Here is a 25,051-nt window from a genome sequence, read left to right on the forward strand (position 1 = left end):
AGGACGCGGTGCGTGAGAAGCTTGAAACCATGGCCTTCTCTGAGGACTACTCGCGCTACATTGCCGAACTCAAGAAGAGCGGCAATGACGAGTTGGCCGAAGCCGATATCGGCAGGACCTATGCCTCGCTGGCAGCCTTTGATCCAGACAAGGCTGCACAGTTTTCCCAGCATATGATGATCGACGCCACAACAATGGACCTCGACAAATTGCTGGTTGATCCCTCAGGTATCAACGACGAAAACACGGTTCTAGCGACCCAGGACACCATCAAGACGCTCCTGATCGCGCTGAAAAAAGGCGGTGTCGACATATCGCGGCGTACCGTGGAAACCGAGCGCTTCGTGCAAGAATTCCTGGGTAACAAGCAGACTGCAAAAGCATTTAGCGAAGCACACAAGGAATTGGGGGCGACCTTTAGCAAGAACGGGTTCGTGACGGCGGATGACATCAACAAGGTTATGAGCAAAGACGTTTACAAGACCTTGGGTGAGGGCGCCCACGGCAGCATGCTCAAGACCATCACAGAGCTGAACGGCAATGGTGCACTGGGATCGGCAGGCGGTCTCATTTCACTGGCCTCAGGCATTTACCAAATTGCAGGCAAGGGAGGCACACTGGCGGATACGCCAGAAGAGCGCCTGGCCATTGCGAAAGACTTTGTCAGTGTCCTGGGCGCTGGCCAGCATTTTTAAATCTGGGTAGCAACATTGTCGATAGCATCTGGGGCACCAAGATTAACCAGATGATGGGGCTGGACAAGTCCCTGCCACAGATCTTTGGCAAGGATGTGCCGCAGGGTTCCGGTAGAAACATGAGCCTTGTAGAGGGTGACCTTAAAAAGGTCTATGAAGGGTTCAATGCGGCAATTGATGCGGCTCCTGTTCCCGATCAGCAGAAGTTGGCAGCAAAGATGGACCTGACGCCGGAGCAGTGGACAACACTAAATGACGGCTTCCGCGACGGCTTTGCCAAAAATCCGGGGCTGAAGGGCAGTACGCCTACCACCCGTGGAATCTCGGCGTTCTTGCGGGTAATGGATGCTGGCGCCAATACCTTCGGTGGGGTAGCGGATATCGTGCTGGGGGGGCTGAAGATCAAGTCCGGGCTCAAAAGTAACGACAAAGTGGCTGTCGCGCAGGGTGCTATCACCGTTGCCGCTGGTGCCTTTAACTTCGCCGGTGGGGGTGCTCAAATGGCCGCCGTGATGGGAGCGAATGCTGTCCGAGCCCTGGCAGGACCGTTGCTGTGGGTGGGTGCAGCGCTGACTGTGGCGCTGACCCCATTCCTGATCGTTGAGGATATCAAGCATAACAAGCGTATGGATGCTCATCGTGAGGATCTGCAAAATCTGATCAACGATTTGAACGATCAGAATCTGCTCACGGCAGATGGCAAGCAGCGCTTCGAGTTTCTTGATGAATACATGTACAACTATGGTCAACGCGACGCGCCGGAAGAGCTAAGCATCTTCGAATATCGCGAGGAGGAGTACGAATTCTTTGCGGACGGAGGGCATTTGCCATCGCCTGGTTTTGACAGCGTCAAGCATGAGGACTATCCAGGCGATGGTTCCAACCTTGAAACGCGACTGGCATAAGCTAGCGTCCTGACGCTTACCTCTAGGTAAAACTGCCCATACAGGTTGATTTCTGTATGGGCAGTTTGTTTGTTATACCCGGCGTTCGTCAGTTGCATTCGCATAAGCTGCTTGGGCCCTGCGCGCTTTGCGAGAAGATGCATTGGGCTTACGCACTTTTGAGACGTATTAGTCTATAAGCCATGCATGCAGGATTGCGTTAGTAGCAAGTTTAAAAGTCTGAATCGGGACGCACTAACATTTGCAGGAATGGAAACTTGGCCTTCCAGTCAAAGGAGGTCAGCCATGCGCATGCTAGAAAACAAGACCGCAATTATTACGGGTGCATCCTCTGGAATCGGACGTGCAGCCGCTTTCTTGTTCAGCGCTGAGGGCGCTAATGTTGTGTTAAATGCAAGGCGTCAGTCCTCTCTGGAAGAAGTCGCCAAAGCTATCCGTACCAAAGGGGGGCACGTTCGTATTGTGGTAGGGGATATAGGCTCTCCTGATACCCATAAAGAGTTACTTGAAGTAGGTGTCGAAGCGTTTGGGGGGCTTGATATCGCTTTTAACAACGCTGGATCTTTAGGTCCGATAAAGCCATTAGCTGAAATTACCCTGCCAGAGTGGCAGGAAACGCTTGCCACCAATATAACCGCGGCTTTTCTAGGGGCACGTGAGCAAATCCCTGCCATGCTCAAGCGTGGGGGTGGTTCGCTCATTTTTACGTCGAGTTTTGTCGGCACTAGCGTAGGCCTGCCTAACATGGCTGCTTATGGAACAGTGAAGGCTGCGCTAATGGGGCTGGTAAAAGGTATTACGGCCGACTATGCAGCGCAGGGGATTAGAGCAAATGCGCTACTTCCAGGTGGTGTTGACACGCCTATGGCAGGCGATAAGGCTCAGAAGGAGTGGGCGGCAAGCCTGCATGCAATGAAGCGGATCGCCGAGCCGTTGGAAATTGCAAAAGCTGCCTTGTTTCTGGCAGGGCCCATGTCCAGTTTTGTTGCCGGTACGGCATTGTTTGCTGATGGTGGGAACGCTGCGGTGAAGTGATGGCGTGCTGCAACTATTTACTTTCATTGCTCCTGTATTGGTCGCAGAGCTCCAGCGAGCATAGGTGAGCACCTGTGCAGGAGAGTGCTCCAGACATCTGCAAATGCCTAGGGCACGAGTGACCACTCACTGCAAGCGTGGCATACCACCAACCTGTGCTATTTCAGCCAATAAAGGGTTGGTGGCCGAAGCAATTGAGAAGGCTACGCAGCGACCCTCGATCGTTCACTACCAAAAGCGAAGGGCTTCAGGATTAACGACTCAAGTCTTTTTTATGCTTATGCAATATTTTCGCTGCCCATGCCGATAATAAAAGATGGCAGCATCGCATTGCTATTCATCGGCCTTTTTTACCTTTTGGAGCGTGAGGGTAGCGTTAATACATACCTGATGTAATGTGATTTTCATCACATTTACTGTGCTGCATCTGAATACCTGCCATTAATACTTTGGTTAGTTGCGCTTCTCTTGGCTGTGCCTAACTGGATTTTCAAGGTGAGACTGCTATGCCACTCTTACGATCCGGCCTCTTAGACACAGCAAGCAGGCCCTCAGAGATAAAAGGTATGAAAATCTCTCCGCTCCACCCGGTTGAAAAAGAACGTCTGGAGACGCTTCATGCACTTGGCCTGCTCGATAGCCAAAAGGATGAGCGTTTTGAACGGTTTGTTCGACTCGCCAAGGCCTTATGTGATGTACCTATTGCAGCGGTATCACTGGTGGATGCGAATCGTCAGTGGTTCCTGGGGTGCGCTGGCCTGGGCGTTAGTGAAACGTCTCGCGAGATTTCTTTTTGTAGCCATACCATCTTGGAGAAGTCCATTCTTTATATCCCTGATGCCAAAGCCGATTTACGCTTCGCCGATAATCCCTTGGTCACAGGAGACCCCTACATTCGGTTTTATGCAGGTTGCCCCTTATACATGCCCGGCTACTTGCCCATTGGCACGCTGTGCATCATTGATACGCGTCCCAGAACATTAGAACACGACCAAATGATGCGCTTACGGGATCTGGCTAACTGTCTCCAGCGTGAAATCATCATGCACAAGCTCATACAAGACATCAGCCTCCTTACCAATAGCCCGGCGTTGGCTGCATTGAGCGAACCGACTTACAGCCTGGATGATGCAAAGCGCTAACCGCATGTTTGGCCAGCTTTAGTGCATGTTTAATGCGGTAGTGCAATCACTATACCGCTCGGGCAACTGAAAGCGCAGGCTGTAGCAGTCACTCTGGCAGGTCCTGTGCGGGAAGATCCAGACCAGCACGTATGGTCTGCCAGAGAGGCGCTATTCGTTTGGCATTATCCTGAACCTGTTTTATTAACCTCAGCGATGATGCGCATGCTCGTGAAGCAGGCCTTGCGCGAGTTGAAACTTCGCTATTGGAAAGGTTATGGATATGCCAAGTCTCAAACCCTGCTGGTAGGTTTTGAGCAGCTTGGTTGGCTACCTAATGGATCTCTTTCAGTCCGAGCAGCCAGCCAGCTTCGACTGCAGATTCAGATGCAGGATACTTAGGCCGCGCGATACGGTCGAACTCGGCTGGGCTGCGCGCGCTAACAGGCACTATATAACAGTCTCAACTGTGAACCATCTGTAGTTGAAAGATGAAGGATATAGAAGTGGCCAGCTTTGATTAGGGGCGGGTGCTAAAGACGTCCTGTTGAATTGCTAACTATCGACAAAAGCAGGAGGTATCGTAAGAGACTCAAGGTTCCTCTATAGAGGCACTCAGACCGCTATTACTCAGAGTATAAACCTTCTGCCAATAGCAACCTTTCTGATTCTACGCGCCATTATTAATGTTGTATTGGTTCTGTATGCCGGTGTCCCCTCCCTGGGAAACCTAATATCCTGTTAGCGGCTCTCACTGCTGTAGAGAACAAAGCGTCTGCCAAACTGTACACGGCGGTCAGGCGGCGTAGGCTTCTGCTTTAGCCAGGATCCGGCTGATTTCATAACGATTGTCCAGAGTCAGGTGATCCGTCAGCCGATGCAATTGCCTGACAATCATTTGTTGACTGTTGTCATCATTGGCTGCCCGCAGCTCTTTCATTAATGAACGGATAATTTGTGCAGTCAGTTCAAGGTCGCTCATGGGCTTCCCTCATGAAGGCTATAAATGGGATAGTTCGTAAGCCGGCTTACTTACTCTGTCTATCGCAACCTCCAAACAGTTCTCGCCTACCCGATGAGCGAGCCCTTTGCCGATAACTGGCGGGCCCAACCCCGGCGTATTTGTTGGTCGGTCGGCTTCGGGTGCAGCTTCTCACTCCCTGCGACTGCTTTGGTCGTCCGAACCCTTAAGATCTAGCCGCTTGCGTAAGGCGCTCCAGCAGCCAGGCCGCGGCTGGACCGAGCGGCTGCTTGCGAGACCACACAACATCCACCGATACCTGCCTGGGCCAGCCATTCATGGCTAGCTCATGCAACCGGCCTTGTGCGTGGGATTCAACCAGCCCTTTGGGCAACGCTGCCCATCCAAAGCCCAACGCCGCCATCTCCAGTAACAGAAGATAGTCTGGAGTAGACCAGCAGCGTGTACTGTGCACTGGCAGGGTTGCATCATCCAGATCACTGCTGACAAGACTGCTCAGACGCAGCATGCGGTAGTGGGCGAGGTCTTGGGGTTCAATAACAGCCTTCTGGCTTAGGGCATGACCTGCGCAGACAAAAAGACCAAAGGAGGAATAGTAGGGTAACCGGGAGTGGGCGATATCTGGTCCGTACTCTGGCTGGGCGGCCAGTAGACCCAGGTTGGCGCGGCCCTGATTGACCAAGTCCAGTACATCAGCTTGCTCAGCAAAGAAGCATTCAAACTCCAAGTCAGGGTAGCGCTGATCCAATTCGTGGAGACGTGCTTCATACTGGCTCTGCTGGTAGGTGTCGGACAGTACCAGCGTCAGCTTGGCTTCCTGTCCACGGCCCAAGGTAGCGGCATGGCGTTTCAGGCGATCAATCGCCGATAGTGTTTCAAGGGCATACCCCAACAAGCTTCGTCCTGGCTCCGTCAATGTCAGATGACGTGCGCCACGGACAAACAGCTCAACATCCAATTCGATTTCAATGCGGGCTATGATTTCGCTGATAGTTGACTGACTCTTACCAAGCCCTCTTGCTGCTGCGCTAAACGAACCGCTTGAAGCGGCATGAACAAACGATTCCAGTGCTTCAATTGAAAGGTTCATATCGGTTTAGGCGATACCAGGTAATTAGTAGTTATTGTCTCCGCCGATGATAATAAGTTATCTAATGGGCTACTAAGCGAATTTACAATGTCTTCTACTTCATCAACTGATCGTGGTTTTTGGGAGCGGGCAGGTCATGCGCTTGCCTTTGAATTAATAGCTTTGGGTATTTGTGCGCCTGTTGTGGCATGGGCGATGGACAAACCCATGGGGCAGATCGGCGTATTGACGCTTATGTTTTCGACCATAGCCATGCTGTGGAATATGATTTTTAATTTCCTGTTTGACCATGCGCAGAAACGCCTGGGCTTCGAGCGCGGTTTAGGTGTGCGCCTGCTCCATGGCTGCTTGTTCGAGGCTGGCCTGGTGGTCTTGCTGGTACCTTTGGCCGCCTGGTGGCTTTCAATCAGCCTACTCCAAGCGCTAGTGCTCGATATCGGACTGATCCTGTTTTTCCTACCTTATTCGGTGTGCTTCAATTGGGTATACGACACGCTTCGGGCACGTTATGTACGCCGTCAGAGTATTTCAGTGGCATATGAAAAGCGGTAAAGCGTCTTAAAGCCGAAAAGGCGCGTCGGCCGGTCAGGGCCGACGCTTCTTTTGATCAATCTAGATCCGTTGCATCATGCCGCTCGGGCACTTGATCTTTTTCCTCTCCCCAGGTGCGATTGACCTTGCGCCCACGAATCACTGCCGGGCGCTTCGCAACTTCAGCAGCCCAGCGCTGCACATGGGTATAGTCCTGTACCGACAAGAACTCGGCTGCATTGTAGAGCCCACCCTGGACTAGAACGCCATACCAGGGCCAGATAGCCATGTCAGCGATGGTGTAATCGTCACCTGCAATATAGCGCTGTTCGGCCAACTGGCGGTCCAACACATCAAGCTGACGCTTGGCCTCCATGGCGTAACGGTTGATAGGGTATTCAAGCTTTTCCGGGGCATACGCATAGAAGTGGCCGAAGCCGCCACCCACGAAGGGTGCTGAGCCCATTTGCCAGAACAGCCAGTTAAGGGTTTCGGTTCGTGCCAGTGTATCGGTAGGCAAAAACGCGCCGAACTTTTCCGCCAGATAGACCAGGATAGAACCGGACTCGAAAACACGTATGGGCTTTTCGCCGCTGTGGTCGGCCAGGGCTGGAATCTTGGAGTTAGGATTAATCTCGACGAACCCGCTGGAGAACTGTTCACCTTCACCAATTTTAATCAGCCAGGCATCGTATTCAGCGCCGGTATGACCTATGGCGAGCAGCTCCTCCAGCATGATGGTAACTTTTACACCATTGGGTGTGCCCAGGGAGTATAGCTGCAACGGATGTTTGCCAACCGGTAGGGCCTTGTCATGCGTAGCCCCGGCAACTGGACGGTTAATATTGGCAAAGGTGCCACCGGAGGCGGCGGTGGGTTTCCAGACCTTGGGGGGAGTATAAGAGATGTCACTCATGGGGGTTTCCTTAGCCGAGTTAATAAAGTGAGGTGAGCAAGCATGACGGTATCGTCTGGCTTGGTGGCGTGTCACTCGCTGTTCTGGTCCCAGCGCTAATTAAAATGGTTTGGCCCCGAATCGCCAACGTTCCAAGGCTCATCGGTAACAGACGTGTACTGATCCTCAATAATTAAAACACATGGCTCAATTGGCCAATACGCTCTGGCTGAGTGTGTTTGCTTTACTCAGTCGTCATATAACATGGCAATGGAAAAAAGCTTTATCAAGGACTCGTTGTCTACCGTCCAAGACATAAAAATTGCTTAAACAGCCAGTCTAACTCCGGCTTGAATAAAGCCTGTTTTGAAGGGGCAGGGCGGGCGAGTTTATCTCCTTTAGATGCGCATTGTTCATAGATGTTAGCAACGATGCTTTGCTCCTCAGAGAATGAGTCAGGCTCTAAAACCTGGATGACTAAGGCTCCAGTTGAAGGGGCTGGGTAAGCCTTGATCGTTCTGTTTACACGGTTGAGCATCTTAACGTATGCCGAGCCCATTAAGCTAACTTCACAGCGAAACAATAATTAAACAGTTGGCCTATACAATGCTAGGCATAAGGTTTTCTTAACTAGAAATCAAGTTTTTTAAGTGACGTTTGCCGATGCTCCTTAGGAGCTTATATGTAAAGATATAAGCTACATATTGAGCTGTAGACTGTATGGTTTATTAATATGGCGAAAATTTATTAAAGGTAAATATTGTACTTATGTGTTAATGAGTCGAGCCTTGGCCATGGCTACTTAATGTTTATACAGACTATTCAGGGCAGCCGTACAGGCGTTGACAATACAACAGGCTTGCCTACTCTTGAAGAAACAGTGCCTAAATGACACTTCTTTATGGTTTTACAAAGGGGAGACGATGAGATTCTTCAATATAAGGTTCTTACGGGCACTTTTCCTACTGTTTAGCGTTGTTATTTCACCTTTGATCCAAGCAGACCCACCCGGTAAAAGTCCTAAACGAGGCATTGCGTATGATCTAACTTCTGGGCGAGATATGAGTGCGTTATCTGCCGGGGTAGGCTGGTGGTACAACTGGAGTCCTCGTCCCAACGATGCCATCAGTGCTTACAATTATGCGGGTGTATATGGAATGGATTTCATCCCAATGGTTTGGAATGACAATTTCAATGATGGGGAAGTGCAGGCGTATTTGGCAAATCATCCCAATATCCGTTATTTGCTAGTGATCAACGAACCAAATCTGATTGATCAGGCGAATCTAACACCTCAAGCCGCTGCCGCATTATGGCCTCGCCTGGAAGCTATCTCACGCAATACAGGCGTTAAGCTGGTTGGGCCTGCTATGAATTGGGGCACCCTCTCAGGGTATTCAGACCCAGTAGCATGGCTAGATGCTTTTTTTGCTGCCTATAGCTCGGCTCACGCGGGGCGAGATCCGCAGATAGATTACCTGGCGTTTCACTGGTATGACTATGGACTATCAGGAATGCTCGACCGCCTTGCGCGCTATGGTCGGCCGTTTTGGGTTACTGAGTTCGCTAATTGGCATTCGCTACCTGATGGAGGCCAAATCGACTCCGTGGAAAAGCAAAAACAGCAAATGACGGACATGGTCGCAACACTTGAGGCCCGCGCTGACGTATTCCGATATGCCTGGTTTTCTGGCCGAGTAAATGATGATGTGCATCACTCAAGCTTATTGGCTGCTGATGGAACATTGACTGAACTGGGTTGGCACTATATATCGCTCCCATTCAATGGAGCCACGCAATAGTATTGGTTTTAATAGAGCAGTACTTAGTGTGTTTCCTAAAAAAGCGGATGCTTATATTTTTTAAGCTGATAAGTAATAGTGTGTTAGTTATAAATCTGCGTTTTAGAGGGCTGTTGGAAGGATATTGATTAGGAGTTTATGGTAGAAGCCGAAGGTGGTAGGGTAGAAATGGCTATCTGTACTTCAATCATCACATGTATACGAGCATAATTTGATTGAGAGAGAAGAGCGTGACGTTGGTGTCAGACTATTTACCTTGCCGTATAGCCTAAAAATATTATAGGTTTGGCATTGGCAATAATTGAGTAAATCCAAAAGACTGGCCATATTCTTTAATGAATCTTGATAAAGAAAAATTGCTTTTACTTTAATTAAGGCTAGCTGAGTGTATCTTCTATCGTGAAGTGATGACTTAACAGCGTGTCAGTCACTGGCAGTTCTTTATTATAGAAATCAACTATTTCCCGAGGTGATAGAAGGTATCTCAGCAAACAATTTTCTGAATACCAAGTGGCCTCTTACCATGCTGCTCATACCAACCTGAGCAACCAGCCATGTCTCTTCCTCATATCCTTAATCAAGCCAGAACAGGTGCGTTAATATTCGCCTTGATCATGTTAACGGGCTGTGCCACTTCCCAAACGGCTTATCTTCAAGATGGAACGTCTGGGTACTCCGTCGAATGTAATGGCCTGCTAGGACAGTGGTCGTCTTGTCACGCAGAGGCAGCAGCCTTATGCGGAGATGATAGCTACCGCGTTATCAGCCGTAACCGTCTTGACGGGCTCACTGAGGAGCAGGCAGAGATACTCTCATCACGCGAGTCTTATCGTGAGCGTAGTATGCTTGTGCAATGCAGCAGTCATCAGACTTCCTGGCGTATAGGCATGATGACGCGTAAATCATTTACAGCAAGCTCCTCTTGATACCTCTTTAGTGTTTGAGATAGATTGTTGTTGCCATTAAAGACAACTATTAATACAGCAAAACAGTGAGCTTTCCTTATGCTTAGGGCTGATTTTGTTATTCGGGAAAATGACTTTGGCTTGACTAATGGAAGGCGCTTTCTTCGTTATTCATGAGGCCTGCTGCAAGTAGCCTGAGCAGCCGGGCCGAATGGTTTCCAGGAGATAGCGCCGAGACCGCTCAGGAGAGTGATTAAAAGATTTTCAGCCACCTATGAGTTCATTAATTCGTCAACGCGCGCTGCAAGCGTATCGATTGCGAAAGGCTTGGTCAGGATTTGCATCCCATGCTCAAGATGGCCGTTGCCAATAGCTGCGTTTTCGGCATACCCCGTAATGAACAGGATCTTCAAGTCAGGCCGGACCTCTCGTCCTGCATCGGCCATCTGCCGGCCATTCATACCGCCGGGCAAACCAACATCTGTGACCAGTAAGTCAATAGGCACATCGGACTGCAATATTTTAAGCCCTGCGATGCTGTCAGCGGCCTCAATGACCGAATAGCCTAAGTCGCCCAGAATATCTGTTACCAGCATACGTACGGTGGGCTCATCATCTACAATCAGCACCGTTTCTGCGTTTTCTGCATTCTGAACCGCTGTCTTTTCTATGCCGCCCTCGTCCGCAGGCGCATCACCAAGGTGACGTGGCAAGTAGATGCATACTGTGGTTCCCTGGCCAAGCTCAGAGTAGATGCGAACCTGGCCACCCGACTGCCGGGCAAAACCATAAATCATGGAAAGACCAAGACCGGTGCCTTTGCCGATCGGCTTAGTGGTAAAAAACGGCTCAAACACTCGCGCTACCACGTCTGGCGACATGCCAATACCGGTATCGGTAACGCATAGGGACAGGTATTGTCCTTCCTGTAGTTCATGGTTACGGGCCACCTCGTGATCCATCCAGCGATTGGCCGTCTCAATGGTTATGCGTCCTCCCATGGGCATGGCATCACGGGCATTAATACAAAGGTTCAGGAGAGCGTTTTCAAGCTGACTGGCGTCGACGAGGGCAGGCCACAGATTGGCTGCACCCACTGCCTCGATGGCAATACTGGGACCAACAGTACGCTGGATCAGGTCCGTCATACTCTCAATCAATCTGTTCACGTTGGTGGGGCGCGGATCAAGCGTCTGGCGCCTTGAGAAGGCAAGAAGGCGGTGCGTCAGCGCAGCAGCCCGCTTCGCTGCGCCCTGTGCCGCAACCATATACCGATCAATGTCCTTCAACCGGCCCTGGGCAATCCGGATGTTCATTAACTCCAGCGCGCCTGTAATACCTGCCAGCAGGTTGTTGAAGTCGTGTGCAAGGCCGCCTGTAAGTTGTCCGACCGCCTCCATCTTCTGGGACTGCCGCAGCTTTTCCTCCGCCAGCATCAACTCAGCTGAGCGTTCTGCAACACGTTGTTCAAGCGTTTCGTTAAGCGCACGTAATGCTGCCGTTGCCCGATCACGTTCCGCTTCGACGGCGCGGCGCTCCTCAACGTCAATAAGGACGCCCGGAAAGCTCAGGGGCGTGCCATCTTCAGCATGCTCAACCCGGCCGTTTGCCTCAATCCAATAATAGTTTCCATCAGTGCGACGCACACGGTATTGATGAGCGTAAGCACCGCCTCGGGCAATGACTTCACGGATGGCGGTTTCCAGGCCCTCTCTATCATCAGGGTGGACAGTCGCCACTACCTGCTCAAGGCTAAGGCCTTTGCGGCCAAGCGCAGGATCAAGGCCAAACGTCCAGGCGAAGGCTTCATCGACAGTAAACTGGTCGCTGGGAAGATCCCAGAACCATGTACCGATGATTGCACCTGCGGCCAAGGCAAGCTGAACGCGCTGCACGTTCTCGCGTGCGAGCGCCTCGCTGGTGCGCAGGCGCTCTTCTGCAATGCGCCTTTCGGTAACGTCATTGAAAAGAATCGCAATCTGACGCTGACTCGGGTCACCAATTCGAATGGCCCGTACGTCGAACCATCGCTCAAACGTATTGGCGTAATTTTCAAAACTCGCGGGCTCTCCGGTTTTTGCTACATGTCCATAGGTCTCAAACCAGAAGCGCTCAAGATCCGGTGCGAATTCGGTCACCCATTTGCCGCGGAGATTGACGCCAGCCTGACGTTCAAATGCAGGGTTCGCCTCAAGAAAGCGGTAATCGATTGGCTCATCATCCTCATCAAATTTGACCTCCACGATGGCAAACGCCGAGCCGATCGTATCTAGGATCACCCGGAAGCGCTCTTCGCTCTGGCGCAAGGCCGTTTCTGCGGTACGTATCGGCGTCAGGTCAAGCATGGCGCCGATCATTCGGCTGGGACGGCCTTCGTTGTCGCGAATAATATGGCCTCGATCGAAGACGTCAGCGTAGGAGCCATCTGCCCGCTGGAAGCGGTACTCGTCGGTCCAGGCGATGCTGGTGCTATCAATCACTGCGTGAATCGAGGCGTTAATGCGGGCTCTGTCATCTGGATGAATTTGAGCCAGCCACCAATTCCCGGTCGATTCCAGACCGTCAAGCGTATGTCCGTAGGCAGTCGTTAACGCCTCATTCCAAACGACGTGATTGGTAGCAAAGTCCCATTCCCAGACCGCGTTGCTGGTGGCCTCGGAAACCAGTCGATAACGCTCCTGGGTTTCTTTTATGGTGGTGGCCGCCAAATGCTCCGTCGTGCGGTCACGCAGGATTTTTACAAAACCCAGGGGTGTATCGTCATCGTCGGTTAGTGAGATCAGCTCACCAGAGGCCCAGAACCGTTGGCCATCCTTTCGCAGATACCAGCGTTCATCCCGAGCCTGTCCATTCTCCAGTGCTCGCTCCACCTCCTGCTTTATATAGCCGCTGTGGCGATCCTCGAGAGTGAAGAGCCGCGAGGTGTCCTGACCTCGCATTTCATCAGCGCTCCAACCCATGATCTGCTCTGCACCGGGATTCCAGTCAGTGATGAGCCCCAAAGGGTCGGTTACTACAATGGCAAACTCGGTTACGCTTTCAAGAATGGCGTGTTTACGGGCTTTGCTAAAGGCCAGCATTGCCTGGCTGGCCTCCAATTTCGTAGTGAGGCTCTGTCTCTGTTCACGCGCGTGGCTCAACTGGACGTATTGAGTTGTTTCAGCCTCGTCGCTACGACTAAGGGAACCACCACCTGAGGCATCTACCTGCGCGTTCAGCTGACGTTCCTCCAGGGCTGCCCGGAGACGTATTACCTCTGCTTCAAGCTCCTCTCGCGTCAGGGTGTTCAGGGCTGGCCTACTCATGTATCAACGGTTCCTTATCTCTGAGCTTTACTCGTAACGTACGTTGTGCCACGCAATCAGGATTGAGGATGGACATCAGTAGGAAAGCAAGGTTGGAAGCAAACAGCGGGATTATGTGGCAAAGCTAATTGATCCAATACCAACGGAACGACATAACAGGAAAGCTAAACGCAGAAGGAGACGAGATTTTAAGTTCTGGTATCCGCCCGCACACGGCATTTTCATTGAGCAAGGCTGACAGGATCGATACGTGTTTGGCAACCCCACATGGACTTGCTTGTAGCCGAGGTGTAATTCGATTGAGGCAGTTAGGCTTGAGAGAGCGGCTGTAAAATGGCTTATACAGTTGTTTCGTTTACGTCCAGGTAGAGATTGAAAGGCTAGACTGGCTTACAAATTAGTTACCTTTAAAGGTGCTTTATAGCCTTCAGAGCTGCGCTTTAATGGCTGGTGTAAGACTAATAACTTCATGTCAGTTTATGAGCATGGCCATGCTCATAAACTGACAACCTCAGCGTCCAAACTCACGGAAGCATTATTGAATAACTCTGGCGCTATTACTGACCCCTGATTGAGTTAGTGTTGTGTCACTACCAGCATAGTGCCGTAGCTGCTCAATATAAGCATTATTGGAGGACCCGGCCTGAGACACAACGCTATGGCTGGCACCCTCATATGACGCCTGATCGATAGTGGCGCTATTGAAATCACCCACTTGGTCTAACCTGATCGAACCGGTGTATTGCCCACTCTGGGTAATATCAACGTTATTATTGTTTCCTGTCGTTGTACCGGCAATGGTTTCGACCATGGTGGCTTGATCGATATGGACGATGTTGGCATCACCAGTCACATCATAATCAATGGTGCTTTGTTCTGAACGTTGTTTAATGGTGACATTGTTGTCGTTGCCCTGAGTGCTGCTACGTATTGTAGAGTCGTAGGAGAAGTCGCGTGATGATACAAACAGCTCATTGTTTGAGCCGACTTGTGAGGCAGTTATGCGGTTATCGTAACTGGTGTTCTGTATATCGGCACTGTTGTTATCGCCGCTCTGGATCAGGTCGGTTTGGTTGCGGTCATTCTCTTGCGTTACTATCGCGCGGTTACCGTCGCCCTGTAATTGCTGAAGGTTGATAACACCACCAGTGCCTTGTTGATGCACAGTGATTTGGCTATTGATAGCCGTTTGCTCAATCGATGCAGAGAGATAATCACCGGTTTGAGTGAGTTCTGTTGTATTCCTTGCCGCTAAAGCGGTAAGGCTGATTGACAAGAGGGCCGTGACGGTAAGTAGTTTCAAACTAAACATAGTGAACTCCATCCTTTCCATGAAAAGCCGATTGCGATTGAGACGAACCGAAACCTGATTGTCAGGCAGCGCTCAACACCAGGCTATCGCTCTAAAGAGTGGAAACAATGCCGCTTGGCGCGTTAAAGGATTAGCTCTACGCTACGGTTTGATTTTATAAGGACGTGTTTTTACCCGCTGTAAGGTATTGCAACACGAAAAGCAGGATTTAATATCCCGTCGTCGCGAATGCTGCCGCTGGTTACAGGGCTGGATGGCTGGCCCGCGATCACCGGTGGCCTGCTGGTTATCAGACCTAATCGCGGCGCGCTCAATTTGTAAGTCACGTTCATACATTGATTTTCTTTTAAGAGTAAGAGCTGCTGACGCCAAGCGTGCGTGCAGATCAGCACGGATAGATGGTTTTAATTTCTTCAAGCTGTGGTGTCTATCGCTTATCCCTTACCAAGCGGGTGGTTTTCCTGCGGCTGGGGATGACGTATGGACAAGCACAGGATTAAGGCTAGTACGCCACAGAGGGCAATTGTGGCCGGAAGTGATGTTATTTCAGCGACTGCAAGGCTCACGACATAACCGATTCCCGCCACCATGACGTAATGCATGACACCCATCAGCGCTGATGCAACACCGGCCTGCTTACCTGCGTCTGCCATAGTGAGCGCAGTAAGGTTGCCAAAATTCAGACCTGGCGCGCTGATGACAAGCGCAAGCACACTGCCATAAACGCCCGGTGTCACCTGTTCAGCCTGAGCCAGCAGAAACAGACCAAGACCAGACGCGGCATTGAGACCCATGCCCACCAACATGATCAGCCGGACGCTCCATCCATGCTGAGCAACTGCTTGCTGACGAGACCCCCGATTACCAGTCCTACCGCATTTGCCGCTTAGTCATCCTCGCCTCCCCAAGAGGGCACACGAGAATAATGCTCGACCCATTTAATGACTTGATCAGCAGGCATAGGCCGGGCGATGCCATATCCCTGGGCTAGCTGGCACCCTAATTCGAGCAGCCTTTTACCTTGGGAGCGCGTCTCGACACCCTCAGCCAATACTTCGCGATCGAACGCTTTGGACAGGCCAATAATGGCTTCGGAGAGTGCCAGGTCTTCCTTGTCGGTCAGGATATCGCGCACGAACGACTGATCGATCTTGATGGTTTGTGCCGGCAAGCGCTTAAGGTAGCTCAGGGAGGAGTAACCCGTCCCAAAGTCATCCAGTGAAAAGGTTACCCCCATGTCCTGACAGGCTATCAGGCAATGGCTGACATGCTCCATGTTTTCGATGGCAGTAGATTCGACGATTTCAATATCCAGCAGATTGGGCGGCACCTCCGGGTAGCGGTCCAGAAGCATACGCAGACGCTCGACAAAATTAGGCTTTTGAAAATGCCGAGCGGCAATATTCACGCTGACCGACCACTTATGGCCCAGCAAACGCCAGTGTTTGATCTGGCGCAAGGCTTGATCGATGACCCATTCTCCAATTTCTACAATCAGGTCATTGCGTTCGACAAATGGCAGAAACTGAAGGGGAGGGACCAGTCCTTCATAAGGACTCTGCCACCGTAGCAAGGCCTCAAAGCCAATAATTTCACTGGTCTGCAGGTTGACCTTGGGCTGGTAATACAGGCGCAGCTCCTGCCTCATCAAGGCCTGTTCCAGACGTGCCAGTATAAGGGACGCTGCCAGGGCCTCATTGTTGGTAGGCACGTCGAAAATCTGGAAGCGGTTTCGCCCGCTTTGCTTAGCCTGATACATGGCCTGGTCGGCATGGCGAAGCAGCATATCCGGGTCTTCATTATCGTTGGGGTAGATGGTGACGCCGATGCTACCTGCAATCTCCAACATCTGGCCGTCGACCTCATAGGGATGAGAAAGCGTTTCGAGTAGCCGACGCAGACTGATAGGAAGTGTTTGTAACTGGATATCATTAAGGATCAGGACAAACTCGTCCCCTCCCATTCGCGCTAGCGTGTCTTCTTCGCGAAGCGTTTCCTTCAACCGGTTAGCGACCTCTACTAACAGGCGGTCCCCAATGGCGTGCCCATAGGTGTCGTTAATGGCTTTGAACCCATCAAGGTCGAGCATACCCAGCGCCAACAGCCGATGGTGACGACGGGCTGCTGAGATGGCCATGCCCAGACGTTCATGCAACAGTGCCCGGTTGGGCAAGCCGGTCAATACATCATGAGAGGCCCGCCACTGCAGAGCTTGGAGCAGCTCTTGGTGCTCGGTTACATCGAAGCGTATGGAAATATACTTGACGATTTTTTGTGTAGCGTCATCAGTGATCGGCACAATTGTGCTATTCACCCAATAGAGAGAGCCATCCTTGCGGCGATTGCAAATCTCGCCTTTCCAGATGTCTCCTTTTGTGATGGTTGACCAGATACTGTCGTAGAACTCTTGGGGGTGCTGGCCTGAATTCAGAATACGATGATTGGAGCCTAACAGCTCTTCTTTGGTATAACCCGAAACGGCGCAGAACTGATCGTTGACGTAGGTAATGGTCCCGTCAGGATCAGTTTCGGAAAAAATGGCAGCCGCATCTACCGCTGTCCTGTATTTATCGGTCATGTTAGATAGCTACTACCGCAGAGATGAGATTCAAGCAGCTTGATCTATCGAAGCGCTTCCCGCATACCGAAGCCAAGATTAAGTACCCTGATAAAATCCCGGCTTATAACGACGTTAGCACCCCCTCGGCAGTTTGTGCCTGCTACAGGTACACCGTTGATCCGATAATCGATATCCTGAGTCAGCCAGAGAAATCGCATCCGCTTCTCTGACCTGTTTGGTCAAGGCATAGCGAGCCTTGCTCCCGTTCATGCTTGCAGCGCTATTGTTTTTGGGTGGAACCTTTCTGGCGTCATGCAGGTATTTGTGCCCGCGGCCCCCAGCTCAGCGGTCAAATTGCCCAAAAAGCGGTGACGCGGCTGGCCCAACTCACCCGAGATGCTTGGCTAGGCGGGCATATTGGCGGGCAGGTGGGCTGATTCATACGGCCTGGATTGGTGCGTTAATGGTTCTGTTTGCACTGGGACTAACAGCGCTAAGCGGCCGTCTGGATCAGCGAATACCCTCACACATTACATTCACGCCAAATCATCGATAGGAGCCATTTATGTCATCCGCACTAAAGGCATTGACTGCTGAAGGCTTCAGCATTGGTATTGAGTTGCCTTTGGATAACGACTGGACAATGGCGGGTGGGCTGGCCCGGCGCGAAGCCGGTCGCTTACCCGGCGAGCCTGATCTGGATAAACAGGCCGAGCTGGCAACACTGGCTGATCGGCTAGGGTATCGCGCACTATGGATACGTGATGTGCCGTTATACGATCCGGATTTCGGTGATGCTGCCCAGGTATTCGAGGCGTTCAGCTATCTTGGTTATCTTGCAGGCATTACAGAGCGTATCCTGCTTGGCACGGCAGCCATCGTGCTGCCGCTGCGCGAGCCGATTCTGACGATGAAGTCTGCAGCTACAATTAATCAGCTGAGCCGGGGGCGTTTGCTCTTGGGGGTTGCCAGTGGAGACAGGCCTGTAGAGTACCCGGTGTTTGGCAAAGGCTATGACAGCCGCAGCCATGCGTTTCGGTCACAGATCGAGATGTTCCGCGATTGGGGCGCAGCCAAGCTTCCTGCTGGCGTAAAGTTGCTGCCCCGTCCGATTGAACCATTACCGCTACTGGTAGCGGGTATGGCCCAGCAACGGCCGGACTGGATTGGTGAACACATGGATGGCTTGCTGGCGTATCCCGGCACGCCGGCCGAGCATGTTCAGCGCAGTGCCCTCTGGCGCAGCGTAGCAGGTGAGAAGCCATATATCAGCTTTATCCACCTGGATTTGCTGGCAGACCCGAGTGCTCCGTTGGTGCGCCATCGCTTCGGGATTGCGGCCGGACATAGGGCGCTGATCAACGAGCTTGAGGCCATGAAAGCGGCTGGCGTGCAGCATATCGGCCTGCAGTTCAGGCGTAACCAACGTCCTGTAGCCGATGCGATGGAAGAGATCGCAGAGCACGTTCTGCCGGTTTTCCATACAGAGTGAAGCAATGCCTGGGCTGGCTGACTGGTTCTGGCATGTAACGTTTAGCCATGAATATCCAAAGGGGGGGGCTGGCGCTATATGCGTATTGCCCCTTCAGATGGCCGTCTCTATTGAGAAGCCAGGCGTCCATAACCTCTCGGACAACAGACCCTGCCACACGCCCCCTCGCTTCACCGTTCCCGATCATAACCCTGGGATCTTCCGCTGGCGCAAACGCATTGGAGCGCATGATGGCGGCGTCCAGATCCACCCAGCTATTACCGTTGCGGTTCCAGTTACGGTATTTGTGAGCGTCGTTGGCCAGCTTGTAGTAACCAGAAGCAAAGATACGCGTGGCCTGTGTGATCACACTTGTATGCAGCCTCGCGATAGCGACCTCTGGTTTGATGATTGACCCGGCGCATAAAACCCACGTAGCACCGGCTATAAAGCGGCCGGTCGATCGAGTCCCGGAGCTGGGCATAGTCCTTGAGGCTGATCCCTTTGACGAAGAGGCTAGGGTCGAAGACCCGGGTAGGGACTTCGCGTGGGTCCAGCGCTACGATGGCGCCTCTCCGGTCACCCAAGGCGTTTTCGGCAGCCCTCTGCAAGGTGATGTCCTTGCCGGGTATTTGATCTGACGTAGGGAAACTTAATAACCGTTCACGTCCAGTGGATGACTAACCTACCTATGCCTCAAATATCACCAGTATCTACGCCGATCAATCAGAAACAGCTCTCCAAACAGAGCAGACCAGACAGCCGGCATTGCGTTATGCCGTAACTTCTTTCTCCTTACCCAGTCGAAAAAAGCAAGAATGACGCCAAGCGCTATAGTTCATTGTGCTTCGCAGGTATATCCCTTAACCACTGAAAACAATCAATCCTGCAGGTGTGACTCCTTTAGTAATAACAATGAACCTATGTAAAAGCATGGGGCGGAGCAAACAATGAAGATATTTCGCAAAGCGCTGATCGTTATGTCCTGTTTATACGGCACGGCGGCAGCCCATGCCGAAACGCTAACAATCGCAGCGGTTAACAACCACGACCTAGTGCGCATGCAGCAACTGTCGAAAGTCTTCGAAGAACAACATTCGGATATTAAACTTGAGTGGGTTCTGCTGGAGGAAAATACACTGCGCCAGCGGCTAACCACTGATATAGCGACACAGGGTGCCCAATTTGATGTCGTCAGTATTGGCGCGTATGAAGCTTCACTCTGGGGAGCACGTGGATGGCTGACACCCATTGAAAACCTTCCTGCAGATTACGACGTACAGGACCTGTTTCCATCGGTTCGTGAAGGGCTATCGGTCAATCAAACGCTTTATGCCTTACCGTTTTACGCTGAAAGCTCTATTACCTATTACCGAAAGGACTTAGTCGAACAGGCAGGATTGCAGATGCCAGAGCACCCTACTTGGGAAGAACTTGCCCAACTGGCCGCTAAACTGCATCAGCCTGATAAGGGCCAGTATGGTATCTGCCTGCGTGGCAAGGCGGGTTGGGGCGAAAACATGGGCATTATTACTACGATGGCCAACTCGTTTGGGGCCCGCTGGTTTAACGAGGGATGGCAACCCGAATTTACCGGACCTGAGTGGACCAAGGCGATAAACTTTTACGTCGATACCATGAAGAAATATGGTCCGCCCGGTGTTTCCAGTAACGGCTTCAATGAAAATCTCGCCCTTTTCAGTACAGGAAAATGTGCTATTTGGGTTGACGCCAGCGTGGCCGGTTCAAGCGTAACGGATAGTACTCAAAGTAGTGTTGTGAACAGTGTTGGCTTTGCAGCCTCGCCAAAACAAGTCACTACTAAAGGGTCTTCATGGCTATGGGCGTGGTCCCTTGCCATTCCAGCCAGCTCCCAGCATAAACAGGCTGCATTGGATTTCATAACCTGGGCCAGTTCAAAGCAGTATATTCAGTTGGTGGCTGAAAAAGACGGTGTGGCCAAAGTACCCCCAGGAACACGCAAATCAACATATAACGAGGCTTATCTAAAGGCGGCACCCTTTGCCAAGGTAACGCTGGCAATGATGGAACAAGCTGATCCAGCCCACCCAACGTTAAAGCCCGTTCCATATCGGGGCATCCAATATGTCTTGATCCCTGAATTTCAGTCGCTTGGTACTCAAGTAGGAACCTTATTCTCTGGAGCATTAACCGGCCAGATGTCTGCTCAGCAGGCCTTACAGGCAGCTCAAAACGTGGCAAACCGGGAAATGAAGCGAGCAGGATATCCAAAATAATAAGGCAATAGCAGGCGCGGCAGGTTCTCCGCTGTGCCTGCGAAAGCATAATGCAGACAAAGGTTAAGGATCATTAGCTTTCGACAAATGTGATTTATCCAATATCGATAAAGGTATAGAAGGGTGATGCTACTTTCTTTATACCTTTAGCGTAAAAGCCAGGGCAACGCTATGACAGAGGAGCAGGTATCAGACATTTATTGTCATTTTAAGAAAGGCCACTTCTTGCGCTTCACCAATAGTTTGGGGCGTTATACGAGTCCGCCCTTTGTTGTCTCTATAAATCTCAACAAACTCACTGGATACGGAGACAGGGCCTAATACACGAGCGGCTTGCTCAGGCTCAAGAATCTCCTCATCTTCGCAAGTGGCTATGATGAAAAGATCAGGGTTCAATTTTTCAAGTTCTTTGATAAGTTCGCTTACGGTCATGTCTACAGTCTCTGCTATATAAGAGATAGGTTACTTAAATCATTTCTCACGCAATGATTTAATGTCTGGGGAAACAGAGTACTAAGCCAATATGTGTGTAAATGGCAGCTCTATGTGTAGTCAATTATTGAGTTATCTACGCGGTGAGCTTCACTCTGTAACCAGTCTTTAGATATGGAGGGGAATAAGATGAAGAGGTTTCTTAAAGCGATGACCGCTCGGCAGGTATATCTAAAAAAATAATTTACCGTCTTGAGAGTGCTTCGCTGTTTTAAGATATTTTCCAGAAAGGTAGATTGTGTATTTTTCTAGATGTGCTTTCGATAACTGCCCTGAATTTTAATTTATAAAATGTTCAACCGAAACCATGGGAGTTTAGGATAACCTATACTTAACGTGTACAATTACTTCATGCTGTATAGGTTTTATAGATTAAACCTAAGCAGTGGTTAATTTGGAAAAGGATTAAGTTATACATACGAAACGATAAACTTTAGACTCGCATTGGGGCGACTGCCCCTAGGATGACCCGTTCGTCTACACTTTGAAACTACTGTGAAGTTTTAATATCAGTATGGTATGAGGCGGGGAGTTATCAACGTATTTTTATAAAAATTTAATCGTAGCTTTAATTTCTCTTAGTAGATTTTAATAAATACTTTGATTGATTGTTTTCTGGATTAAACATCAAGTCAATCCATAGTTCGAGGCTGTTGGGTTTGGGGAGGTGCTGTGCGATGAATAATGGGTTTATTATTTTTTCTGTCTCTACAAGACTGCTATTTAAGTAATGATTAATTTTTAAAGTATGACCTTCCAGTTTAAATAAATATTTGAATTGTTAAATAATTAATTATTATTTTGGTGATTTATAGTTTTTGGAGCGCTGCTATCAGACATGGAGGGTTGAGATACGATCTTCATGCATAGGCGGAGTACAGAATAATCATGCTGCATATTCATTTCGGTACGGGGCGACTCGGGTTAGGGTTAGTGGCTCCTTTTTTTCAGGCGCCAGGATCTGAGCTTTATCTTTTTAACCGTGCTGTTTCTGGCGGGAGCGCGACAGGTTCTACGGCTGTAAATCCTGAACGTCGTAATGAGCTGCTGCTTACGCATCCTCGAAAGGAATACGTTATCGCAACGCCCGAAGGGGAAGTTAAACCGAGAGAACGGGTGCAGTACGATGGATTTTTTACCTATGAAGACAGTGATGTTGAGCAACCCCTTCGAGATATTCTGGAACGCTCCCAAGCCAAATCAAAAGGTGTAATTGTCACAGCATCGGTGTTGACGGCAGAAAATTATGCTCCCGTTATCAAGGCGCTTAACTTTATCTGTCAGGCGAAAGCGGCCGAAGAAAGCTCAATAGGAAATATTTATCTCATTGCCTGTGAGAACACGGTAAGCGCTTGCGAAGTTATGACTCATGAAATACTGCAAGACAGTATCTCGAACGAAACCCGGCAATGTGTACGCTGTGTACCTGCCTTGGTAGATCGGGTCTGTGTCGAGCTGGAGGAGGCCATGATTGATGACGAACCTACCCTCGTCGTACGTGCTGAGGAGTACGGCTCGTTAAAGCTTGAATTATGCCCACATACAGAACAGTTACCCCAGATCCTTGAAGGTAGCAAGATACAGTTCAGCCGCCATTTGGATATCGAAAAAGAAATCAAAAACTCGCTATTAAATGGCTCGCATTGGCTCATTGCACTTACTGCTTTTCAAGAAACGGGTGGCCGACCAGAAGTTAAACTTAATGAGTTTATTCAGGAGACGGAAAATCATCATCTCTATGCCTCTGAGGTCGTTAATGAAATGCGTGATGGGGTGGAGGCTCTGCTGCGCTCCAAACCCAAGTACGCCGACTTTGTCCGAGATGTTGACGTTACAGCCTATCTAGACGGTGCTGCCCAGTCGATTCTTGGACGCTTCGAGGCAAACTCCGACACGATCAGCCGGATTCTGGCGCGTTTCCGTGCGCCATGTCCTGATGAGGTATCAACGGTTCAGAAATTCATTGACCGTTTTTTACACCGAATTGAAGAACCCTTGCAGGCCTATCAAGAGCAAAAGGGGCTGCCTGCCAAGTCAGCATCACAAGGGCTGTTTAATCTGTTTCGCCTGCAAGCCTCGGGCACTTATATCGATTCGCACCCTGTTGAGCAGGATAAAGCGAGCTAGCTGAAGTCCAATCTTATATCGAGGCTCTTGGAGCCTCATCCAATTTTGATGAGGAGACCCTACGGAATGAAATTTGAGGCGTTGATTTTTGATTGTGACGGAGTACTGATCGATAGCGAGATATTGGTATGCCGTATTGCGGCAGAGGAGCTGACCAAACTTGGCTATTCCATTACAACGGAGCAGGTCATTCAACGCTTCGCCGGTCGGCCTGATCATGAAATGCGCGCTGAGATTGAGCAGGAGTGGGGCCAGCCTATTCCTGAGGGATACCGTGAAAGCGTTAATGCTCGAACAGTTGAGTCGTATGCAACAGAGCTCAAGATCATGCCTCGTCTGATGGAGGCCCTTGACCAGATTGATCTTCCAATCTGTGTCGCTTCGAGCAGTTTTCCTGAAAAGCTACGGCTGGGTCTAGAGACGGTTGGCTTATATGAGCGTTTTATGCCTAACGTCGTCAGCGCAACATTAGTCGCACGTGGAAAGCCGGAACCCGATGTTTTCCTGTTTGCCGCCGGATGGATGAAGACTAGCCCAAAGAAATGTTTGGTCCTGGAAGATAGCGTTGCAGGGGTAACCTCTGCGGTACGTGCTGGCATGCATGTGCTTGGTTTTACTGGAGGTGCGCATTGTGACGCGGGCCACCGCCAACGGTTATTGGATGCGGGGGCTTCCTCAGTTTTCTGCGACATGAGTGAATTGCCCTCTTTGGTTGAAAAGATGAATGCCTTGTCCTGACGGGTTAATTGATCTGGCGGGGCAAGATAACGTATTGATTTCAACGTAGCCCATCATCGCAGGACTCATGTGCTCGGACAGGCATTAAAAATTTAAGCTACAAGCAAAAGAGAGGTAATAATGGAGACGCATGTTATCGCAAGCCTTACCGAGTCCCGCTCGGCGCTGGATGCGTTCATGAAGGATGAGCTTGCGGTTTCGGCCATAGCACGTGCTGGGGGCCTTCTGGTTGAGACGTTTAATAAAGGCGGGCGCGTCTTCAGTTGCGGCAACGGTGGCTCCATGTGTGATGCCATGCATTTTGCTGAAGAGTTATCAGGCCGCTACCGTGATGATCGGAAAGGTCTGCCTGCCGTATCGATTAGTGATCCTAGCCATTTAAGCTGTGTTGCGAATGACATGGGCTACAACCAGGTTTTTGCTCGTTACCTGGAGGCCCATGCACATGCTGGAGACTGTCTTTTAGCGTTTAGTACCAGCGGAACAAGCGCCAATGTGGTGGCCGCGGCAGAGTATGCCAAGGCTAACGGCGTAACATTGATTGCACTGACGGGGCGGCGGGAGTCGCCATTAGGAAAGCTGGCCGATGTAGAAATCTGCGCGCCAGGTGGGAAATATGCCGACCGGGTACAGGAGCTGCATATCAAGGTCGTTCACATTTTGATCGAGCTAGTGGAAAGAGGGTTATTTCCTACTAATTACGCTTGAGTAACATCGGATATGAGTGACGCTCCAGTGTGCTTGAGTGTGAGCCATTAGTTGGAGCATCACTTCATATTCTCAAAGACATATATGCCTTACCTAGGCCACTGTGTCTTTCTGTAAGG

At 50.6% G+C, this 25,051-nt stretch carries 19 protein-coding genes and 1 pseudogene; 11 read left to right on the plus strand and 9 right to left on the minus strand.

Going from position 1 to position 25,051, the window contains the following annotated elements; translation table 11 throughout:
* Window positions 1-745 precede the first annotated feature (745 nt).
* The 4 genes from IEX86_RS16150 to IEX86_RS16165 all read left to right on the plus strand — a co-directional run bounded on the left by IEX86_RS16150 (window position 746) and on the right by IEX86_RS16165 (window position 4,158).
* Complete coding sequence (locus IEX86_RS16150; protein ID WP_188867165.1) at window positions 746-1,600, plus strand: hypothetical protein; 855 nt, start codon at window positions 746-748, stop codon at window positions 1,598-1,600.
* Between the two features lie 285 nt (window positions 1,601-1,885).
* Window positions 1,886-2,635, plus strand: a complete 750-nt coding sequence (locus tag IEX86_RS16155; protein WP_188867166.1) for an SDR family oxidoreductase — start codon at window positions 1,886-1,888, stop codon at window positions 2,633-2,635.
* 566 nt (window positions 2,636-3,201) lie between these two features.
* Entirely contained in the window at window positions 3,202-3,777 is a 576-nt protein-coding gene (locus tag IEX86_RS16160; protein ID WP_229685378.1) for a GAF domain-containing protein, read from the plus strand.
* A gap of 204 nt (window positions 3,778-3,981) precedes the next feature.
* Complete coding sequence (locus IEX86_RS16165) at window positions 3,982-4,158, plus strand: hypothetical protein (RefSeq protein ID WP_188867168.1); 177 nt, start codon at window positions 3,982-3,984, stop codon at window positions 4,156-4,158.
* A 394-nt stretch (window positions 4,159-4,552) separates the two neighbouring features.
* On the opposite strand, the gene IEX86_RS16170 is transcribed toward IEX86_RS16165, so the two are convergent.
* Together IEX86_RS16170 and IEX86_RS16175 are read right to left on the minus strand one after the other, a co-directional pair.
* The gene (locus tag IEX86_RS16170; protein WP_188867169.1) at window positions 4,553-4,738 is read right to left on the minus strand and encodes a hypothetical protein; all 186 of its coding nucleotides are present in this window, start codon (window positions 4,736-4,738) and stop codon (window positions 4,553-4,555) included.
* 205 nt (window positions 4,739-4,943) lie between these two features.
* A complete protein-coding gene (locus IEX86_RS16175; RefSeq protein WP_188867170.1) occupies window positions 4,944-5,828 on the minus strand; it encodes a LysR family transcriptional regulator in 885 nt (294 codons plus the stop codon).
* A gap of 87 nt (window positions 5,829-5,915) precedes the next feature.
* On the opposite strand from IEX86_RS16175, the gene IEX86_RS16180 reads away from it, so the two are divergent.
* On the plus strand, window positions 5,916-6,380 hold the full coding sequence (locus IEX86_RS16180) for a multidrug/biocide efflux PACE transporter (RefSeq protein ID WP_188867171.1): 465 nt from the start codon (window positions 5,916-5,918) through the stop codon (window positions 6,378-6,380).
* A gap of 55 nt (window positions 6,381-6,435) precedes the next feature.
* Here the strand turns inward: IEX86_RS16180 and yghU are convergent, their stop codons facing one another.
* Window positions 6,436-7,275: a glutathione-dependent disulfide-bond oxidoreductase gene (yghU, locus tag IEX86_RS16185; protein ID WP_188867172.1), complete on the minus strand. Its 840-nt coding sequence runs from the start codon at window positions 7,273-7,275 to the stop codon at window positions 6,436-6,438.
* A gap of 902 nt (window positions 7,276-8,177) precedes the next feature.
* Here yghU and IEX86_RS16190 point away from each other — a divergent pair.
* Window positions 8,178-9,056: a glycoside hydrolase family protein gene (locus tag IEX86_RS16190; protein WP_188867285.1), complete on the plus strand. Its 879-nt coding sequence runs from the start codon at window positions 8,178-8,180 to the stop codon at window positions 9,054-9,056.
* Window positions 9,057-10,233: 1,177 nt separating this feature from the next.
* Here IEX86_RS16190 and IEX86_RS16195 read toward each other — a convergent pair.
* The 4 genes from IEX86_RS16195 to IEX86_RS16210 form a co-directional block, all read right to left on the minus strand.
* Window positions 10,234-13,041, minus strand: coding sequence for a PAS domain-containing hybrid sensor histidine kinase/response regulator (locus IEX86_RS16195; RefSeq protein ID WP_229685388.1), 2,808 nt, complete (start codon window positions 13,039-13,041; stop codon window positions 10,234-10,236).
* A 760-nt stretch (window positions 13,042-13,801) separates the two neighbouring features.
* Window positions 13,802-14,578: a hypothetical protein gene (locus IEX86_RS16200; RefSeq protein WP_188867174.1), complete on the minus strand. Its 777-nt coding sequence runs from the start codon at window positions 14,576-14,578 to the stop codon at window positions 13,802-13,804.
* Window positions 14,579-15,012: 434 nt separating this feature from the next.
* Entirely contained in the window at window positions 15,013-15,372 is a 360-nt protein-coding gene (locus IEX86_RS16205; protein WP_188867175.1) for an MFS transporter, read from the minus strand.
* 92 nt (window positions 15,373-15,464) lie between these two features.
* Entirely contained in the window at window positions 15,465-17,156 is a 1,692-nt protein-coding gene (locus IEX86_RS16210; protein ID WP_188867176.1) for a putative bifunctional diguanylate cyclase/phosphodiesterase, read from the minus strand.
* A gap of 547 nt (window positions 17,157-17,703) precedes the next feature.
* Here IEX86_RS16210 and IEX86_RS16215 point away from each other — a divergent pair.
* Entirely contained in the window at window positions 17,704-18,630 is a 927-nt protein-coding gene (locus IEX86_RS16215; RefSeq protein ID WP_188867177.1) for a TIGR03571 family LLM class oxidoreductase, read from the plus strand.
* Between the two features lie 217 nt (window positions 18,631-18,847).
* On the opposite strand, the pseudogene IEX86_RS25770 reads toward IEX86_RS16215, so the two are convergent.
* Window positions 18,848-19,250, minus strand: a pseudogene (locus tag IEX86_RS25770) (penicillin-binding protein 2); the annotation flags it as partial.
* 309 nt (window positions 19,251-19,559) lie between these two features.
* On the opposite strand from IEX86_RS25770, the gene IEX86_RS16230 reads away from it, so the two are divergent.
* Window positions 19,560-20,867, plus strand: a complete 1,308-nt coding sequence (locus IEX86_RS16230; protein ID WP_188867180.1) for an ABC transporter substrate-binding protein — start codon at window positions 19,560-19,562, stop codon at window positions 20,865-20,867.
* Window positions 20,868-21,056: 189 nt separating this feature from the next.
* Here the strand turns inward: IEX86_RS16230 and IEX86_RS16235 are convergent, their stop codons facing one another.
* A complete protein-coding gene (locus IEX86_RS16235) occupies window positions 21,057-21,299 on the minus strand; it encodes a hypothetical protein (RefSeq protein WP_188867181.1) in 243 nt (80 codons plus the stop codon).
* A gap of 948 nt (window positions 21,300-22,247) precedes the next feature.
* On the opposite strand from IEX86_RS16235, the gene IEX86_RS16240 reads away from it, so the two are divergent.
* The 3 genes from IEX86_RS16240 to IEX86_RS16250 all read left to right on the plus strand — a co-directional run bounded on the left by IEX86_RS16240 (window position 22,248) and on the right by IEX86_RS16250 (window position 24,932).
* Window positions 22,248-23,486 carry a hypothetical protein gene (locus IEX86_RS16240; protein WP_188867182.1) on the plus strand — a complete coding sequence of 413 codons (1,239 nt, stop codon included), beginning with the start codon at window positions 22,248-22,250 and terminating at the stop codon, window positions 23,484-23,486.
* A 66-nt stretch (window positions 23,487-23,552) separates the two neighbouring features.
* A complete protein-coding gene (locus tag IEX86_RS16245) occupies window positions 23,553-24,224 on the plus strand; it encodes an HAD family hydrolase (protein WP_188867183.1) in 672 nt (223 codons plus the stop codon).
* A 120-nt stretch (window positions 24,225-24,344) separates the two neighbouring features.
* A complete protein-coding gene (locus IEX86_RS16250) occupies window positions 24,345-24,932 on the plus strand; it encodes an SIS domain-containing protein (protein WP_188867184.1) in 588 nt (195 codons plus the stop codon).
* The last annotated feature ends 119 nt before the right edge of the window (window positions 24,933-25,051 follow it).

The sequence above is a fragment of the Pseudomonas asuensis genome (assembly GCF_014646755.1).
GTDB classification, from domain to species: domain Bacteria; phylum Pseudomonadota; class Gammaproteobacteria; order Pseudomonadales; family Pseudomonadaceae; genus Chryseomonas; species Chryseomonas asuensis.

Excerpts from the sequence above, each read along its gene's own strand:
- IEX86_RS16175 (WP_188867170.1), bottom strand. The coding sequence starts at position 5,828 with ATGAACCTTTCAATTGAAGCACTGGAATCGTTTGTTCATGCCGCTTCA.
- IEX86_RS16165 (WP_188867168.1), top strand. The coding sequence starts at position 3,982 with ATGCTCGTGAAGCAGGCCTTGCGCGAGTTGAAACTTCGCTATTGGAAA.
- IEX86_RS16245 (WP_188867183.1), top strand. The coding sequence starts at position 23,553 with ATGAAATTTGAGGCGTTGATTTTTGATTGTGACGGAGTACTGATCGAT.
- IEX86_RS16160 (WP_229685378.1), top strand. The coding sequence starts at position 3,202 with ATGAAAATCTCTCCGCTCCACCCGGTTGAAAAAGAACGTCTGGAGACG.
- yghU (WP_188867172.1), bottom strand. The coding sequence starts at position 7,275 with ATGAGTGACATCTCTTATACTCCCCCCAAGGTCTGGAAACCCACCGCC.
- IEX86_RS16240 (WP_188867182.1), top strand. The coding sequence starts at position 22,248 with ATGCTGCATATTCATTTCGGTACGGGGCGACTCGGGTTAGGGTTAGTG.
- IEX86_RS16190 (WP_188867285.1), top strand. The coding sequence starts at position 8,178 with ATGAGATTCTTCAATATAAGGTTCTTACGGGCACTTTTCCTACTGTTT.
- IEX86_RS16205 (WP_188867175.1), bottom strand. The coding sequence starts at position 15,372 with ATGGGTCTCAATGCCGCGTCTGGTCTTGGTCTGTTTCTGCTGGCTCAG.
- IEX86_RS16230 (WP_188867180.1), top strand. The coding sequence starts at position 19,560 with ATGAAGATATTTCGCAAAGCGCTGATCGTTATGTCCTGTTTATACGGC.
- IEX86_RS16200 (WP_188867174.1), bottom strand. The coding sequence starts at position 14,578 with ATGTTTAGTTTGAAACTACTTACCGTCACGGCCCTCTTGTCAATCAGC.
- IEX86_RS16180 (WP_188867171.1), top strand. The coding sequence starts at position 5,916 with ATGTCTTCTACTTCATCAACTGATCGTGGTTTTTGGGAGCGGGCAGGT.
- IEX86_RS16215 (WP_188867177.1), top strand. The coding sequence starts at position 17,704 with ATGTCATCCGCACTAAAGGCATTGACTGCTGAAGGCTTCAGCATTGGT.
- IEX86_RS16210 (WP_188867176.1), bottom strand. The coding sequence starts at position 17,156 with ATGACCGATAAATACAGGACAGCGGTAGATGCGGCTGCCATTTTTTCC.
- IEX86_RS16155 (WP_188867166.1), top strand. The coding sequence starts at position 1,886 with ATGCGCATGCTAGAAAACAAGACCGCAATTATTACGGGTGCATCCTCT.
- IEX86_RS16170 (WP_188867169.1), bottom strand. The coding sequence starts at position 4,738 with ATGAGCGACCTTGAACTGACTGCACAAATTATCCGTTCATTAATGAAA.
- IEX86_RS16235 (WP_188867181.1), bottom strand. The coding sequence starts at position 21,299 with ATGACCGTAAGCGAACTTATCAAAGAACTTGAAAAATTGAACCCTGAT.
- IEX86_RS16250 (WP_188867184.1), top strand. The coding sequence starts at position 24,345 with ATGGAGACGCATGTTATCGCAAGCCTTACCGAGTCCCGCTCGGCGCTG.
- IEX86_RS16150 (WP_188867165.1), top strand. The coding sequence starts at position 746 with ATGATGGGGCTGGACAAGTCCCTGCCACAGATCTTTGGCAAGGATGTG.
- IEX86_RS16195 (WP_229685388.1), bottom strand. The coding sequence starts at position 13,041 with ATGCTGGCCTTTAGCAAAGCCCGTAAACACGCCATTCTTGAAAGCGTA.